This window comes from Ruegeria sp. BG5, from assembly GCF_056538425.1.
On the sequence record NZ_JBQFTC010000010.1, the window covers coordinates 39,547 to 53,396 of the forward strand.

The window sequence follows — 13,850 nt, forward strand, 5'->3', positions numbered from 1 at the left end:
CTCCATCTTCGTGTGGCAACTAGATGCCCGGCGGCCCAAGATCAGGGCCGCCGGAGTTCTGTCATTGATTGGGAGAGTCCTTGCGGACGATAAAGGCATCAACTGCGGCCTGTGTTTCTGGCCGAATGTTCTCTATACCTTCGTAGGGCATTCCAAAAGCGGGTGGTGTGTCCGGATAGTTCTCTTTGCGCGCTTTGTGCCGAGCTAGAATACGCACGAATTCCTGGCCACCCCATGCGCCGACTTCTGTCGAAACCGAGTATTCCTCGCGTGTATCGTGGTACAGGTTGTAGAATTTCGCCACGATCGGGTTCTCGCCTGGAGGCGGCAGCTTCAGCTTCAGCTGATCCTTTACAATGGCCTTTGGCTTATCATCGGAATAGATGATGACATGGTCACGGCGTCCCTTTTGCTCATCGTCGAACAGGATTGACGCTGTCTGGTCCACACCATCTACAAGCCGGTCACGCGGGATATACTCATCAGCCCCGGCGAAGCGTGCCAGCGTCGTATAGATGTCAGACACATGGATGATGCTGTTCAGCATGCTGTCCGCCTCGATCATTCCAGGCCAGCGGATAAAGGCATCTGTACGCACACCCCCTTCGGTCGTATCCGATTTGCCGCCACGGAAAATCATCGGGGTATAGCCGGATTGCGGCGAATACTTGGTGAAATGACCGTTGTCGCCCATCACCACAACGATGGTGTTGTCAGCGATGCCCAGCTTCTCCATTTCATCAAACATGTCGCCCAGCCAACGGTCGACCAACTGCATCTTGTCCGCATAAAGGCCCCCATTCGGCGACTGCGGCCCCTCCCGACCAGTTCGCGTGTTGTCGAGCGGCAGCATCGGCCAGTATTGCAGGAAGAACGGCTCTTCTCCTCCAGCAAGGCGGGACAGCTCTTCCATCATTTTGTCCTGAAACGCCTGGTTCATTTCACCATATTTCGCGGCATTCCATCGCTCGCCTTCTTCCATCCGAATCTCACGGATCGGGCCTCCAGCTTCGCCTTCGATAACGGTCATCATGTGCGATGCGTCAGGTCGAAAGAATGCGTCCAAGGTGTAAGTGGGCAAGTAGTCATTATTCGCGACCGACACGCCCTCTTTGATGGCGTCGTCATTGAAAATCGTGAGCTGACCCTGCTGGTGTACCGCCATCTGGGCATAGTCAAAGCCCTGGTTCATGGCCCAGCTCTCAGCAATGTCACCCATGTGCCACTTGCCAACGTGACTGGTTGCATACCCGGCCTGTTTCAGAACTTCCGGCAGGATGACTTCATCACCCGGTAGGCCAAAGCCCGCGATATCAACCGCAGTGTCGCCCATTCCCATACGGACCGGCAAACGGCCAGTCATTTGTGCAACACGGGTTGGCGTGCAAGATGGCTCGGTGTACATGCGCACCAGGCGCATAGCCTCGTCCGAGAAATCGTTTATGTTTGGCGTTTCATATCCGCGCAGCGCGTTCAATTCCGGGATGCCCATATCGCCGAAACCCAAGTCATCAATCAGAACACTGATGATATTTGGCGCTTTGCCGCCGTTCGCTTCGCGAAAGCCTGCCAGCGCATCATCAACGGCAGCGTCATCCTCAGCCCACTGAGTGCTGCGCTGCGATTGCAGGATATAATACTCAGCGTCATGATTGATCGGCGCTTCCTGTGCCAGCAGCGGCTGCGCTGCCAAGGCAATAGGAGCAATTGCTAACCAGGTTAGTTTCATACTCTTACATTTCCTCTGATTGACTTTGCCAGTTCTCTACGGATGGTTTGGAGTGATCGATGATTGTACGCTCTGGAAGTGGGATTGGATTTCTTGTCTGAGCCCAATCAAGCACTCAAGCACATGTACATCTGTGGTGTGGTCTAGATTGCTCAGTTTGTGAATTTCGACAAAGTCGCGGCACATCTCAGCAAAAACTTCATCCCGCTGATAGAGCGCGCAAACGTGTTCAAACCCATTCTCGAAGCACTCTTCTAACCCAGCACTCCACAATTCTTCGATTTCCACAGCAGGCCTCCGGGAACTAGCGGACAAGGATTGAATATTTGAATGAGAAAATTAGGTATAGTTTTATATGGTATGTTACGGTTACACTGAACCCGTAACTTCATGATATTATGTTGTTATTCATGGCTTTGGGATTCGGAATGCAAGGTCAAAGTAAGATCGTTTTGGACAGCGACGCAGTCGTGGGTGCCTTGGACCGTGTCGTGTCGAGTAAAGCCTTCGCCGGAGCTGACCGCCTCAAAGAGTTTCTGAGGTACATTGTTCAGGAAAGTATTGCGGGGCGCGGCGACAAAATACGTGGAAAAAACATTGCTCAGGACGTTTATGGCCGGAAGTCTCAGAAGGACATTTCTACTGCAAATGTAGTGCGAGTCGACGCGGGTCGTCTGCGACGGAGACTGGAAGTGTACTATTCAGACGAAGGGGCAAAAGATCCGCTACGAATTCAAGTCGCCAAGGGTGGCTATACGCCTCAGTTTGAAGTTGCACAGAGCCAAGAAAACGAGACTAAACCAAAAAAGAGCTATGTTAGACTGTACTTTATTGGTGCCGGTGCGTTTGGATTGTTGGCTATTGCTGCGATCACTTTGTGGATTTCGGTGAATGACCCAAACAAGGTGCCGAAGAACTCCCAGTCTGACTCTCGTCAAAACGCAGAACGAGCGGCCCTGTTTGAGGAGTCTCCCACTGCACTTCAAGCGCGCAATCTCGCCGAGGAAGCGCGCGGCTTGTTATTTCCGGCAACGCAGCCGACGCGCCTGCTTGCTGCGCTAACGCTTTTTGAAAAAGCCATCGAGTTAAACCCCGATTATTTCGGTGGATATGCCGGAGCTGCGCAAGCCGCAGCTATGTTTGGTGGACTAGCCCCAGATGGGCCAGACCGCGATCAGATGTTCGAGCAGGCGCGACAATACGCCGAGGAAGCATCGCGATTAGCTCCCGCAGAAGGCTGGAGCCAATCTGCCATGGCATTCCTTTTGATGTTCGAGAGGGATTTCGATGACGCAAACCGCTTGTCCAAGCGCGCAGTTTCATTGGACCCGGATGACCTGATCACACTTGAAATCGACGCGATCATCGCTTTTTTTTCAGGTGACTTTGAAAGGGCTATCGCCAACTCAGACCCGGGTTTGCACCTGAACCGGCGAGGATCGCGTTTTCCTTGGCGAAACGTACTTGGCAATGCGAGTTTCTACACTGGAAACTACAACGAGGCCGCAAAACACCTGATGGAAGCTGCCGCATCGGGTGGTCCGGTCAGTGAGATCAATACCGCGCATCTGATCGCTGCTCTACAGGCGACGGGTAGAACACGAGAGGCGCAAAAACTAGTTAAGGAATACAATGAAGCTTGGCCAGATAGCCGGATCGAAGAACTCATGCTCCGCCTGTTTCAAAATCCGCAAGATGCAGAGAAGCTGATTGCTCAGATGCGACAGGCTGGATGGGTGCCCTAATCATTCCGGCCAGCATAGTGAAAGCCCTACCCTTGAAGTTTGAAATTTCTGTCCAGGATCGTGGCAATCATTGCAATCCTAGCCAAGAAGATTCCTTTGCCTGCACAAGTGAAATTCAAGGTATTCGTCTAAGGCATTGGCCTTTTTTGGTTCCGGCTGAATTCTCCGATTTCCAGCCCAGATGCTCTCAAACCGCGACACTAATCGCTGTTTGCCTGATCAAAATCGGTCGCTGCCATCTCTCGTACTTCAATAGTCAAGAACCGCTCAAAACCAGATGTTGGAGCCCTCCCCGGCGCTTCAAACGGATTGGAAAAAGAAACGGTCATGAACAGGATCAGCCCAGAATAAGCTGCAAACATGGAGACCAGTGTTAAATTCAATGCCGTCGCGGGCCATGTAAAAAAGGCCGCTGATATCAGAACAATACCCACAAGAGCAGCCATACTGAACAACGCCCTTGATGCACCACGCGCTGCGTTCTCGCGCCGTTCCCGCAATTCAGATATCTCTCGCACATCTTCAAGCATGAATTGGTGTAAACGGCTTTGTTCGGAAGTTTCAGGGGTCATCCGCAGCAACAGGGCATATCCTGCCTCCCAATGTTGCCATGCCAGTTCTGAAAGCTCTTTTTTACTGGCGAGTTGTGGCCATTCTTCTTCCGTGACGATCAAGGCATATCGAGCAAAGCTCTGCCGCAACGCATGTGTTTCGACATGCCCGTAACGTTCGGCGTCATGGTAGATGTCGCTAACCAGTGAAGCTTCTCGCGCCGCAGCTTGCGTAACATTGCGTACTCCCGCCAGGTCCTGCGCAAATACAAGCGCCAGAACCAATCCATGCAAGGCTCCAATCCGAAACAGGACAGAGACTGCCAACTCACGTGTTTCCTCCTTCACAATCCTGTTGCGAAAAGCCAAACGCGCCAAGAAATAGCTGACAAGCGCTAAGACAATAATTGAACCAATGAAGGCAAAGGCTGAAAAATACTCGATTGGACCCATCGTCAGTGGCCTCTGGAATAGCTTTGAATATCAACAAGGCTAGGTAACGGTTGCATGGCGCGCCCGTATATCTCGTTCCTTTGAATGCTGCGGAAAGCATGAACGGCTGCTTTGGGGTTCAGCCTGTCACTAGTCACTTTCGCACCTTGAAATTCGCAACAAAGATGGTGGCGATGGTTGTGATCGTAGCTACGAAAATTCCAATGCCAGCAACGGTGAAGATCATCGTAAAGACCTTTCCCGCTGCGGTGATGGGCGCAATATCACCGTAGCCGACAGTCGACATGGTGATGACTGAAAAATACATCGCATTCAAAATGCTCCAACCCTCGACGAGTACGTAAAAGCAAGTACTGACAAAGACCAGTGACGCGGACATTGCGAGCAAGTGCAGCGACCGTCCATCTGTTAACGCCATAGCCAAGGCTCGAAACAGGCCAATATAATTGAATAGAAAGTTACTCAGCATTCCGGTTCTCGGCCATTGAAACGTTAGGCAGGCTCCAGTGTTGAACTGTTATTCTTGTGGCCCTGCCGATTTGCACGCCACTTTCTGACATCGACAAAGTCGAAATAGATCCCAATCACAGTTGGGAAGACGAAGATCACGAGCAGTGTTGAGGCCAGCAGACCAAAAGCTACCGCCGCCACCAATGGGACAAGGACCTGAGCCTGTGGGCTGGTTTCAAAGAGCATAGGCATTAAACCGGCGAAGGTTGTTGCAAAGGACAAAACCACGGGACGGAACCTATGGCGAACCGCGTCAATTGCTGCGTTCAGATAATCGCCATCCTCGATCTCTGATTCAAAAAACGTCAGGAACAAGATAGCATTATTCACTACGATACCCGCTAACGAAGCAAAGCCGATGAAGCTCGGCATTGAAATGTCGATACCGAGAGCAAAATGCCCAAAAATGGTCCCGATTAACGCAAAAGGAATGCTGAGCATAATCATGAACGGCAGGGTGTAGCTGTGGAACTGAAAGGCGAGGATCAGATAGACTCCGACAAGGCCCGTCAGCAGCGCAGTAGAAATCGAGGCCTGCGTCTTCTGCTGCTCCTCCGTGGCACCCCCGATACCTATCGAGACTTCGGGGTACGATTGTTGCAAATCAGGCCCGATTTGGTCTGTGACGAGGGCCGAGACAGCGGTTGAAGTAGTCGCTCGGCGGTCGATCTTTCCAATAATTCGGGAAATGGCTTGCCCGTTCTTTCTGGTGATCTGCGCGTAGGCTTGAGTAAGTTCAATGTTGGCAACGCCCGACAGTGCCACTTGCTCACCGGTTGGGATTGTAATTGGAAACTGCTCTAGATCGGCAAGTGTTGGTACTGAGTCGCCAAGCTCAACGCGGATTGCGACATCTGAAAACTGTTGGCGGAAGCTATCTGTCTCAGTTCCCGAAAACGCAGCCCGTAGTTGCGCACTTACGCCCTGTGGGGTCAATCCGGTGACATAGCCGAACTCCGTCAGCGAAAGTCGAATCTCAGATCGGCCCTTCGAAAAATCCTGATAGGCTTCGGTCACGTCATCTCGAGCGATCAGCCTTTTAAGTAGCTCATTGGTCGCAGCCTCCAAATTCTCAAGATCGTGTGAGGCGAGTTCCACGTCCAGATCGTCTCCACCGGGGCCAGCCGCGATCTGCGTGAAATTGCTTTGAACCAGATCCGGCAGAGGTCCCGTAGCTTGTTTCCAAAGGGCCAGTACGTCATTTGCAGCGACGTTGCGCAAATCGCTTTCAAGCAGATCTGCGGTAACAGTAGCCGTATAGGCACCATTGTCTTTGACGTCCTGATTGACCGAATACTGAACCAGAATACGCTCGACTAGAGGCTGAGCCTCTTCGGTTCCAGGCGTCAGCTCCGTGTCTACTCGCTGCAGACCCGAAATCAGTTGCGCCACAGCATTCTGAGTGCGCTCGATGGGTAAGCCAGAAGCCAAGGCGATACGCGCCTCAATTGTGTCACCTTCGGTCTCTGGAAAGCCGACAACTTTAACTAGCCCGGATGCCAGCATTCCGATGCTCAGGATTAGGATCGCAAAGACCGATCCCAACGTCGCGTACCGCCATCGTAGCAGAGCCGAAGCGACTGGAATGAAGAACCCATCGCGCGAGCGATCCAACAAGCGTGGTACAAAACGCCGGGCATTTTTAACCGCATCGGCACGTGTATGAGCCATATGATGAGGAAGGATCAGAAATGCCTCAATCAGGCTGGTGATCATCGTCAGCAGTAACACGATCGGGATCACCTGAAGCACTTTTCCGGTTTCACCTGAAAGAAACATCAACGGGCCAAACACGCACGCAGTGGTCAGAAAGGATGACAGTACACCTGGCATAACTTCCGTAGCGCCCTTGATTGCAGCTTCTTTAGGCCCCAGCTTCTGGCGCCATTTCGCGATATTGTCCGCTATGACGATGCTGTCATCCATGATCAGACCGATTGCCATCAGCAATCCGATCAAAGAGATCGTGTTGATCGTCACCCCGACCAGACCCATGAGGAAAATACCACCGAGGAACGAAAACGGCAGCGAGAATGAAATCCAAATTGCTTCGGACACGGAAAAAAACAGGCACATGACCAAAACCACGAGCAGCAAACTCTGGACAGCATTGCCTAGAACCAGATTGATCTGGGTCTCAACGGTTTCGGTCAAATTGTTGACGACCGTAATTCGAAACGGCGCAGGATACCGCATTTCTTCTTGCGCAATTTTGTCAGACACCTGTGCAAAGGCCTTAATGGCGTCATCGGTTTTGCGTTTGCTGACCTGAATGATTGCGGCCCGATCCCCGTCAATAAAAGACTGCTGCTCTGGTGCGGCTTCAAACAATGTGACCTCAGCCACATCTACCAGACGCACGATCCCGCCTTCCGGCGTCTCCACCAGAACCAAGTTTTCCAGGTCGGTTGCTGAACGGCGCGCATCGAAGTAGCGCAGGGTGATCTCGCGCCCCGTCGTTGCGACTGTACCTAAGGGCGCGCGCAAACTGCGCGCCTCAACAGCGTCAGCGACGTCCTTCGGACTAAGCCCAAACCGTCGCAATGCCAGTTGATCAAACGAAATACGGTATTCGGCTTCCGATATACCCGTGACCTCGGCGGTCGCGATCATTGGCAAATTGGCTAATTCTTCCGCAAACGCGTCAGCGTATTGAATCAGGCCATCATGTGTTTCAATGCCCGAAACCGCTACAGATGCGATCACTTCCGTTTGACCAAGAATGCTGACCGACGGAAGTTCGGCCTCTGACGGTAGATCATTAATACTGGAGACTTCTGATGAGATATCGTTGTAAAATTGCCCGATATCTCCGTTCTCCGCCATAGTGAGGGTGGCCGTCGCCAGGTTTTCAACAGACAGGCACTCAATCTCTTCTAGATTGTTAACTGCTCCCAACGCCTCATCGAGAATAAGGCAGATTTGCTCGTCCACATCGCTGGCCGACGCGCCCGGGAATTCGACCGAGACCGAAACTTCGGACGCAGTGAATTCCGGGAAGCTTTCACGCTCCATGTCCAGCAGTGTGGATAGGCCGATTAAACAGACAGCGATCAGGGCGAGGTTTGCTGCGACGGGATGCCGTGTGAAGTATGCGATCATGACTCTTGGCCTGTAGATTCCTCAACAGGCTCCAACAACATACCAATGACTGCGGGTCGGGGGTCGGACAAGACGAGCTGATCGCCGATTGCGAGACCTTTGTGGACAATGACCTCGTCGTTCTGAACCGAACCAGTTTCCACCTCCCGCCGCTCGAGCCGGGATTCATCGTCCAGAACATAGACAAAGCGGGTTGGTCCATCGGTATGCAAAGCTGCGCGTGGGACACGCAGTGCCTCTAGCGCGGACGGCGCAGATATTTGGACTTCAACAAAGGTGCCATTTGAAAGCGGTGGCCCGCGTCTGTCGGGGTTTGGTACGCTTGGGCTTTCTATTCGGACAACCAGACCAACCGTTCCCGTTGTCGGGTCTGCGCTGCCATCAAACCGAACGAGCTCAGCTGGCCATGCGTAGACCTCGCCTGCGACAGACATGCGCACTTCTGCTTGAAGGTCAAAGCTCTGCAACACATCAAAAGCATCAGATACATCCATACCTCGCAGCGCATCGATGGGTTCAATACCTCTTAGCGTTGTGAACAAATTGCCAAGAACACGAGTTTGGAATTCTGCCGTGACTTCCGATGCGGCGGTACTTTCTATTGTGGCTACGGTGTCACCGAAACGAATGAACTGTCCCGGTGACACCGATTTGGCTACAACACGCCCAGTGAGTGGAGTGGTAATGGTCGTGTTTGCCAATGCTCGCTCGGCTTCTTCGATTTCGACAGCACGGGTGTCGATCGTAGCCTGCAGCGAGGCGCGCTGCGCGGGGAGTAACCGCAGCGCATTTTCAAGATTCAAAACCATCTTTTCTTGCGCGAGCAAATTACCGATAGCCGTATCAACAACAGACTGGGATGCACTTCCGCGTTCCAACAGAGTTTCTTGCCGCGCCAACTCTGCCCTGCGTACATCCAAAAGGCGGGTTTCCAGTTCAATCGAAGCCTTCGTGTTTTGCTCGGTCGCTTCCAGTTCATCCAATGCAGCTTGGGCGCTGTCTCGGGATGCAGTCGCCCTCGCTAGTGAGATTTCGTAGTCCCGGGGATCAACCCGCAAAATTTCCGTGTTTTTTGAAATAACTGTCCCCACCTCGAGTTCAGGAGACACGAAGGTTGCGCGCCCATCGACCTGCGAAATTGCTTGCCAGCTGTCCACGGCAGTGACGCGACCATACCCGGATGCGTTCGGTACTGCGGAAGTTGGGGTCAGCGCCATCGTGCGCACGACCGTTACTGTTTCAGCCGGAGGTGTTACTTCCGCCGCGTCTTCACTGGTTAGCCACATGAACCCGCCCACGCCAATTGCCAGAGGGGGGAGAAACAACAGGGGTCGGAAGTTCATGTGACTATTCCTCGGCGTCTTGGGGGTTGAGAGGTTGTGGTCAGGCCCGTTCGACCAACTGCATCCGTTCAGCCTTTGAAATCCTAGGTCGGAACGCCCCCATGATCATCTCTGTAACCAAGGGGATCACGTTCGACATCCCAACCAGCTTCTCAGTGTTTTCACGGTCGAGAAAAGCCTTGCTCAGTTCGCCGTCTGGGATTGAGGCTTTAGCCATCTCCAGCAGTTCCGGCATCATCGGGACCAGAAAAACGAACGCATTGACTGTCAGAAAGGCCGTCATCGCAAGTTTGATCCGCATCCACCAGGCGCGTTCTGCAAAGCCAAAGAATAGGATCAGATCGACCAGGATTTTCAGACCAAGACCGGGCAGAATGAGAATGTAAGCGCTCTGCAGCTTGTAGTGGTAAATGACAGCAGCTGTTTCGGGAGATGGATGTGCGTTGATGGCACCGATTACAATGTGGGATAGAATGCCGCCCACATACATGATGGTTCCAATCTCAGCGATGAATGAGAGAAGCTTTTTCATGGAAATACAGCCTGATGAATTGGTGATTAACGGAACTCAAATGCCTCGGTGTGAATCTTGCTGCGTGGAACGCCTTCGGATTTGAGGTCTTTCATCAAACCGTCCACCATCGGCTTTGGACCACACATGAAATACTCATAGCTATCCAAGGGATCGGGCAGTTTCTGTTTCATCATGTCTACGCGAGCAAAGTTCCCCTCGTCTGAGAACAAGGGCACCAACGTGACGTTCCCCAATCGGGCAGCGTGATCACGAAGTTCATCCAGAAAAATCGCATCCTGCGCTTCGCGAGCTGCATAAACCAGATGAATTTGTCGGGAATCCCCAGACTCCATAGCTCGGATTTTTGACAGAAACGGAGTTAATCCAATGCCACCGGCCAGCCAGATTTGCTTATCTCCAGCCTTCGTCGCGTCAAATCGCCCGTATGGCCCACGAACATTGACGTGACCACCAGGCTGCAGTTCTTCGCGCACCTTGCGCGTCCAGTCACCCAGAACCTTGATAGTAAATTTCAAGTGCCCATCACTGGGAGCGCTTGAGATTGTAAAAGGATGAGGCTCGCTCCACCCTTTGCCTGCAATCTCAACAAAGGCAAATTGACCGGGCTTGAAGTCAAGGTGCGGTCCTGTGGGTTTAAGGACGATCTCGGTGGCCCGTTCAAGCGCATTAACAGCCTCGATTGTGTAGGGTGCCGCAGTTCTCTTGTTCATCCCGAATATTGAATAGATCAGGCAGACCACACCGCATGTTGCGGCGGCCAGCAGCAGCAAACCGGAGGGGCTAAACTGCACAAAGAAGATCTGAGGTGCTGTGAAGAAATGTCCGATCACAAGCACATATACAAGCGCCATGATCTTGTGTGTGGGTCGCCAGAAGGAATATCGGATTTTTCTGTTCAAAGCGATGAACAGACCGATTACGAGAAAGATAAGTCCTAACATCCCAAGTGGGGCAGAAGGAACCAGCGGGTTTTGCAGAGGATCAACGCCCGCCGGAAGCTCCTTTGGTACGCCAAAAAAATGAACAAGCGCGAGCAGAGCGGCAAGCACTCCGACAACTCTATGGGTCTGATACATTCGATCCAACCCACCAAACCAGTCTTCTAGAACCGGAGCGCGCGTGGACAACACTACCGAGCAGGTCATCAGGAGAAACGCAGCCCCACCTAGCAGGGTCGTAGCGGTAGTTCTCGAGTCATGATCCGTTGGCGCAAACACGACATGCAGAAGCCCGAAAACTGCGATCAGGCCTAAGATCAACAAAACACCCTGCCGCTTGAGCATCGCCCGCACTCCTCATGATATTGGCTATGAGCGCGGCACCTCAGCTATTTCGACTGATAAACACCGACTCAACCTGCTGCTTGACTTGTAATCGCAATACTTGCACTTACAATCATTGTAAATGCAAAAATCACTGCAACACTTGCAGGATGCAAGATTAGGGATTAAGGCCATGATCAGGAGCGCATTCCTGATGACCCAAATGAAAAGCACAAAGCACATTCGAGAAAACAGTTTCGGGTTTCTGATCCAGACCTTAGCCCGCGAAATCGACGCTCGGATGAAGCACGCGCTGAAAGAAGTGGACGTCGACGTAAAAGTGTTCGCCAACTTGATGCTGCTGGCTGACGAAGATGGGATCAACCAGAGGGCTTTGGGTGAAAAACTCAATTTCCCGGACTATTTCACGAGCCGAAACATCGATGCGCTGGTCGAAGCTGGCTACGCTGAACGAAGGCCCGACCCGGACAGTCGTCGTTCGTTTCTAATTTTTTTGACGGATGCTGGACGCGAAAAAGCGATGCAACTTCCGAAAATCGTTCGGCAAGTAAACGACCAAACTCTTGAGATGCTTTCAATGGATGAACGCAAGCAAGTCGTCAGCCTTTTGAAAAAGATTGCCAGAATCTCAGATTCAACAATTGACTAATACTATCCTGAGAAATTGATTCTTGCATCTAGCCATCTGTTTCGCAGGCCCTTTGGTTAGATTGAAGATCTCCAATTCAGCTAGTTCAAGCGACACGTTTGTGCATGAACGCTCCCCTGATTGCTTGGTTTGAGATTTCCTGCCCCAGACCAGGCCTTTCCGGTACGCGATAACGGCCATTCTCCGGTTGGTAGTCGTGTTTGCACAGGGCAACCACGTCGGGATGTGTAGAGCGGAAGTGATGTTCATGGATGCAGAAATTCGGGATTGCCGCCTGCAAATGCAGCGCTGCTGCGGTCGAAATTGGCGAGCCGGCGACATGTGCTTGCACTGTGGCGTCAAACACTTGCGCCATGTCGCAAATCTTCTTGGCCTCGGTCATCCCGCCGACGCAGCAAATATCCGGCTGGATCAGCTGGATCGCGTGCTCGCGGAAATAATTCATGAATCCCCAGCGGGAGTAGATCCGCTCGCCCGAGGCAATCGGAGTGTTCACCTTTTCCCGCACCAACCTGTGCGTCTCTGGGTTTATTAGGGTGGTGGGCTCCTCATAGGCGAAACACCGATATTTATCGCAAAGCGCGCCGATGGCGATGGCGCCAGGAGCATCCGTCCGACCGTGGTTCTCGACGATTATATCCACCTCATCACCACAGGCAGAGCGGATCGCGGCCAATCGTTCATCAACCAGCGCCAGCAGCGCATTCGGCACGATCCCCTCAAAAGCGGATTTCGGGATAAGATTTGCTTCACGATCGTACATCGTGAAGTCGATCTTCACCGCGTCATAGCCCTGCGCCATAGCGTACTCGGTGATCATGGCGTAGTCAGACGCCTTGCCGAACGGGCCAATCCTATCGTCCCAACCAAATTGCAGCTGGCTGGCATAGACGCGCTGATCTTCGCGAAACTTGCCGCCCAACAGCTGATAGCAGGGCAGGTCCAGCATCTTGCCCTTGATGTCCATCAGCGCGATGTCGATGGCACTGATGCCCGAAAACACCACGCCGCCACCGCCTTGGCCCCAGATGCTTTCCTTGAACATATGGTCCCAGATGACTTCGTTCTCCATCGGGTCCATGCCGATTATCATCTCGGCTAGATCGGCCACCATGCCGAACCCCGCGGTCGAGCCGACACCATAGCCGATGCCGCATTCACCATCACCATAGATGCCTTCGTCGGTGTGGATGCGACAAACGATCGGATTGCGCATACCCCTCTGATCTCCGGCATCGAGGAAATAGACGTCCACAGATGTTATCTTCATGGGGTCAATCTTGCTTTCCGAGGTTAGTCAAACTCTGCCATATCCGCCTTGCGACGCGCCATTGAATGGAAGTTCTCCATTGTGAACTCGATTTCATCGCCGGTGGTCCAGTCAAAGAGTGCCCTTTCTACCTGTGTCAACGGACCTTCATAGACGTGGATAGCGCAGCTTTGTTCTTTGCCATCCGCCGTGATCGCGTGGATGGCTTCGGGCCCAAGGCGTACAACCTCGCCTGCCTTAACAATACGGTTGCCGCCGTGGCGCAGTTTCCCGGGTTCTTTCTTGTAAAGAACTTCGACCTCGGCACCGCGATAGACAGCGATATGTACCGACATGCAATGTTCGTGCGGTGCAAAAACGACTTCCGCGCCATAGCGACAGGTCCAGATCGAGCAGCTTTCATCCTCGAACAGCATAACCTCGTCCTCTTCCGTTGCCGCGATGGCGTCTGCCAGGTCATCCATCTGCGACAGACTTCCCTCCAGAAAAGCCCGAATAGCTGTGGAGCGATCCTCTGATGCGGCAGCTTGGCGGATTTGGCCGACAAGATCATCTAGGATTGTTGGGATCATGGTCTGTCTCCTTTCGCGTGTCATAGCCTCCTGTCTTTCTGACAAATTGGTTCAATCACGCCTTAGCTTCATTCTGCGCCAGTTGTGGCATTTCCACAGCTTTCGCAA

The 13,850-nt window shown here is 52.6% G+C and carries 11 protein-coding genes; 2 read left to right on the forward strand and 9 right to left on the reverse strand.

Going from position 1 to position 13,850, the window contains the following annotated elements; translation table 11 throughout:
* Positions 1-61: 61 nt before the first annotated feature.
* A complete protein-coding gene (locus ACR0KX_RS20175; RefSeq protein WP_170624885.1) occupies positions 62-1,729 on the reverse strand; it encodes a sulfatase-like hydrolase/transferase in 1,668 nt (555 codons plus the stop codon).
* A 410-nt stretch (positions 1,730-2,139) separates the two neighbouring features.
* Here ACR0KX_RS20175 and ACR0KX_RS20180 point away from each other — a divergent pair, with 410 nt between their 5' ends.
* Positions 2,140-3,474, forward strand: a complete 1,335-nt coding sequence (locus tag ACR0KX_RS20180) for a tetratricopeptide repeat protein (protein WP_480588544.1) — start codon at positions 2,140-2,142, stop codon at positions 3,472-3,474.
* Positions 3,475-3,674: 200 nt separating this feature from the next.
* On the opposite strand, the gene ACR0KX_RS20185 is transcribed toward ACR0KX_RS20180, so the two are convergent.
* The 6 genes from ACR0KX_RS20185 to ACR0KX_RS20210 form a co-directional block, all read right to left on the reverse strand.
* The gene (locus tag ACR0KX_RS20185; protein WP_170624883.1) at positions 3,675-4,478 is read right to left on the reverse strand and encodes a bestrophin-like domain; all 804 of its coding nucleotides are present in this window, start codon (positions 4,476-4,478) and stop codon (positions 3,675-3,677) included.
* A gap of 133 nt (positions 4,479-4,611) precedes the next feature.
* On the reverse strand, positions 4,612-4,947 hold the full coding sequence (locus tag ACR0KX_RS20190; RefSeq protein ID WP_170624882.1) for a potassium channel family protein: 336 nt from the start codon (positions 4,945-4,947) through the stop codon (positions 4,612-4,614).
* Positions 4,948-4,970: 23 nt separating this feature from the next.
* Positions 4,971-8,090: an efflux RND transporter permease subunit gene (locus tag ACR0KX_RS20195; protein ID WP_170624881.1), complete on the reverse strand. Its 3,120-nt coding sequence runs from the start codon at positions 8,088-8,090 to the stop codon at positions 4,971-4,973.
* Positions 8,087-9,433 (reverse strand): efflux RND transporter periplasmic adaptor subunit, encoded by a 1,347-nt coding sequence (locus ACR0KX_RS20200; RefSeq protein WP_170624880.1) that lies wholly within the window; start codon positions 9,431-9,433, stop codon positions 8,087-8,089. The genes ACR0KX_RS20195 and ACR0KX_RS20200 overlap by 4 nt, the downstream gene beginning before the upstream one ends.
* Before the next feature lie 40 nt (positions 9,434-9,473).
* The gene (locus ACR0KX_RS20205) at positions 9,474-9,965 is read right to left on the reverse strand and encodes an enoyl-CoA hydratase (RefSeq protein WP_170624879.1); all 492 of its coding nucleotides are present in this window, start codon (positions 9,963-9,965) and stop codon (positions 9,474-9,476) included.
* Positions 9,966-9,991: 26 nt separating this feature from the next.
* Positions 9,992-11,251: a ferric reductase-like transmembrane domain-containing protein gene (locus ACR0KX_RS20210; RefSeq protein ID WP_170624878.1), complete on the reverse strand. Its 1,260-nt coding sequence runs from the start codon at positions 11,249-11,251 to the stop codon at positions 9,992-9,994.
* A gap of 121 nt (positions 11,252-11,372) precedes the next feature.
* Here ACR0KX_RS20210 and ACR0KX_RS20215 point away from each other — a divergent pair, with 121 nt between their 5' ends.
* Positions 11,373-11,900 (forward strand): MarR family winged helix-turn-helix transcriptional regulator, encoded by a 528-nt coding sequence (locus ACR0KX_RS20215; protein ID WP_480588548.1) that lies wholly within the window; start codon positions 11,373-11,375, stop codon positions 11,898-11,900.
* An 85-nt stretch (positions 11,901-11,985) separates the two neighbouring features.
* On the opposite strand, the gene ACR0KX_RS20220 is transcribed toward ACR0KX_RS20215, so the two are convergent.
* Both ACR0KX_RS20220 and ACR0KX_RS20225 read right to left on the reverse strand, forming a co-directional pair.
* Positions 11,986-13,170 (reverse strand): mandelate racemase/muconate lactonizing enzyme family protein, encoded by a 1,185-nt coding sequence (locus tag ACR0KX_RS20220; RefSeq protein ID WP_170624876.1) that lies wholly within the window; start codon positions 13,168-13,170, stop codon positions 11,986-11,988.
* 23 nt (positions 13,171-13,193) lie between these two features.
* Entirely contained in the window at positions 13,194-13,742 is a 549-nt protein-coding gene (locus ACR0KX_RS20225; protein ID WP_170624875.1) for a cupin domain-containing protein, read from the reverse strand.
* Between the last annotated feature and the right edge of the window lie 108 nt (positions 13,743-13,850).

What these genes read in the sequence shown, in the direction of transcription:
- ACR0KX_RS20185 (WP_170624883.1), bottom strand. Translation starts at nt 4,478, where the DNA reads ATGGGTCCAATCGAGTATTTTTCAGCCTTTGCCTTCATTGGTTCAATT.
- ACR0KX_RS20210 (WP_170624878.1), bottom strand. Translation starts at nt 11,251, where the DNA reads ATGCTCAAGCGGCAGGGTGTTTTGTTGATCTTAGGCCTGATCGCAGTT.
- ACR0KX_RS20225 (WP_170624875.1), bottom strand. Translation starts at nt 13,742, where the DNA reads ATGATCCCAACAATCCTAGATGATCTTGTCGGCCAAATCCGCCAAGCT.
- ACR0KX_RS20180 (WP_480588544.1), top strand. Translation starts at nt 2,140, where the DNA reads ATGGCTTTGGGATTCGGAATGCAAGGTCAAAGTAAGATCGTTTTGGAC.
- ACR0KX_RS20200 (WP_170624880.1), bottom strand. Translation starts at nt 9,433, where the DNA reads ATGAACTTCCGACCCCTGTTGTTTCTCCCCCCTCTGGCAATTGGCGTG.
- ACR0KX_RS20205 (WP_170624879.1), bottom strand. Translation starts at nt 9,965, where the DNA reads ATGAAAAAGCTTCTCTCATTCATCGCTGAGATTGGAACCATCATGTAT.
- ACR0KX_RS20190 (WP_170624882.1), bottom strand. Translation starts at nt 4,947, where the DNA reads ATGCTGAGTAACTTTCTATTCAATTATATTGGCCTGTTTCGAGCCTTG.
- ACR0KX_RS20215 (WP_480588548.1), top strand. Translation starts at nt 11,373, where the DNA reads ATGCAAAAATCACTGCAACACTTGCAGGATGCAAGATTAGGGATTAAG.
- ACR0KX_RS20175 (WP_170624885.1), bottom strand. Translation starts at nt 1,729, where the DNA reads ATGAAACTAACCTGGTTAGCAATTGCTCCTATTGCCTTGGCAGCGCAG.
- ACR0KX_RS20195 (WP_170624881.1), bottom strand. Translation starts at nt 8,090, where the DNA reads ATGATCGCATACTTCACACGGCATCCCGTCGCAGCAAACCTCGCCCTG.
- ACR0KX_RS20220 (WP_170624876.1), bottom strand. Translation starts at nt 13,170, where the DNA reads ATGAAGATAACATCTGTGGACGTCTATTTCCTCGATGCCGGAGATCAG.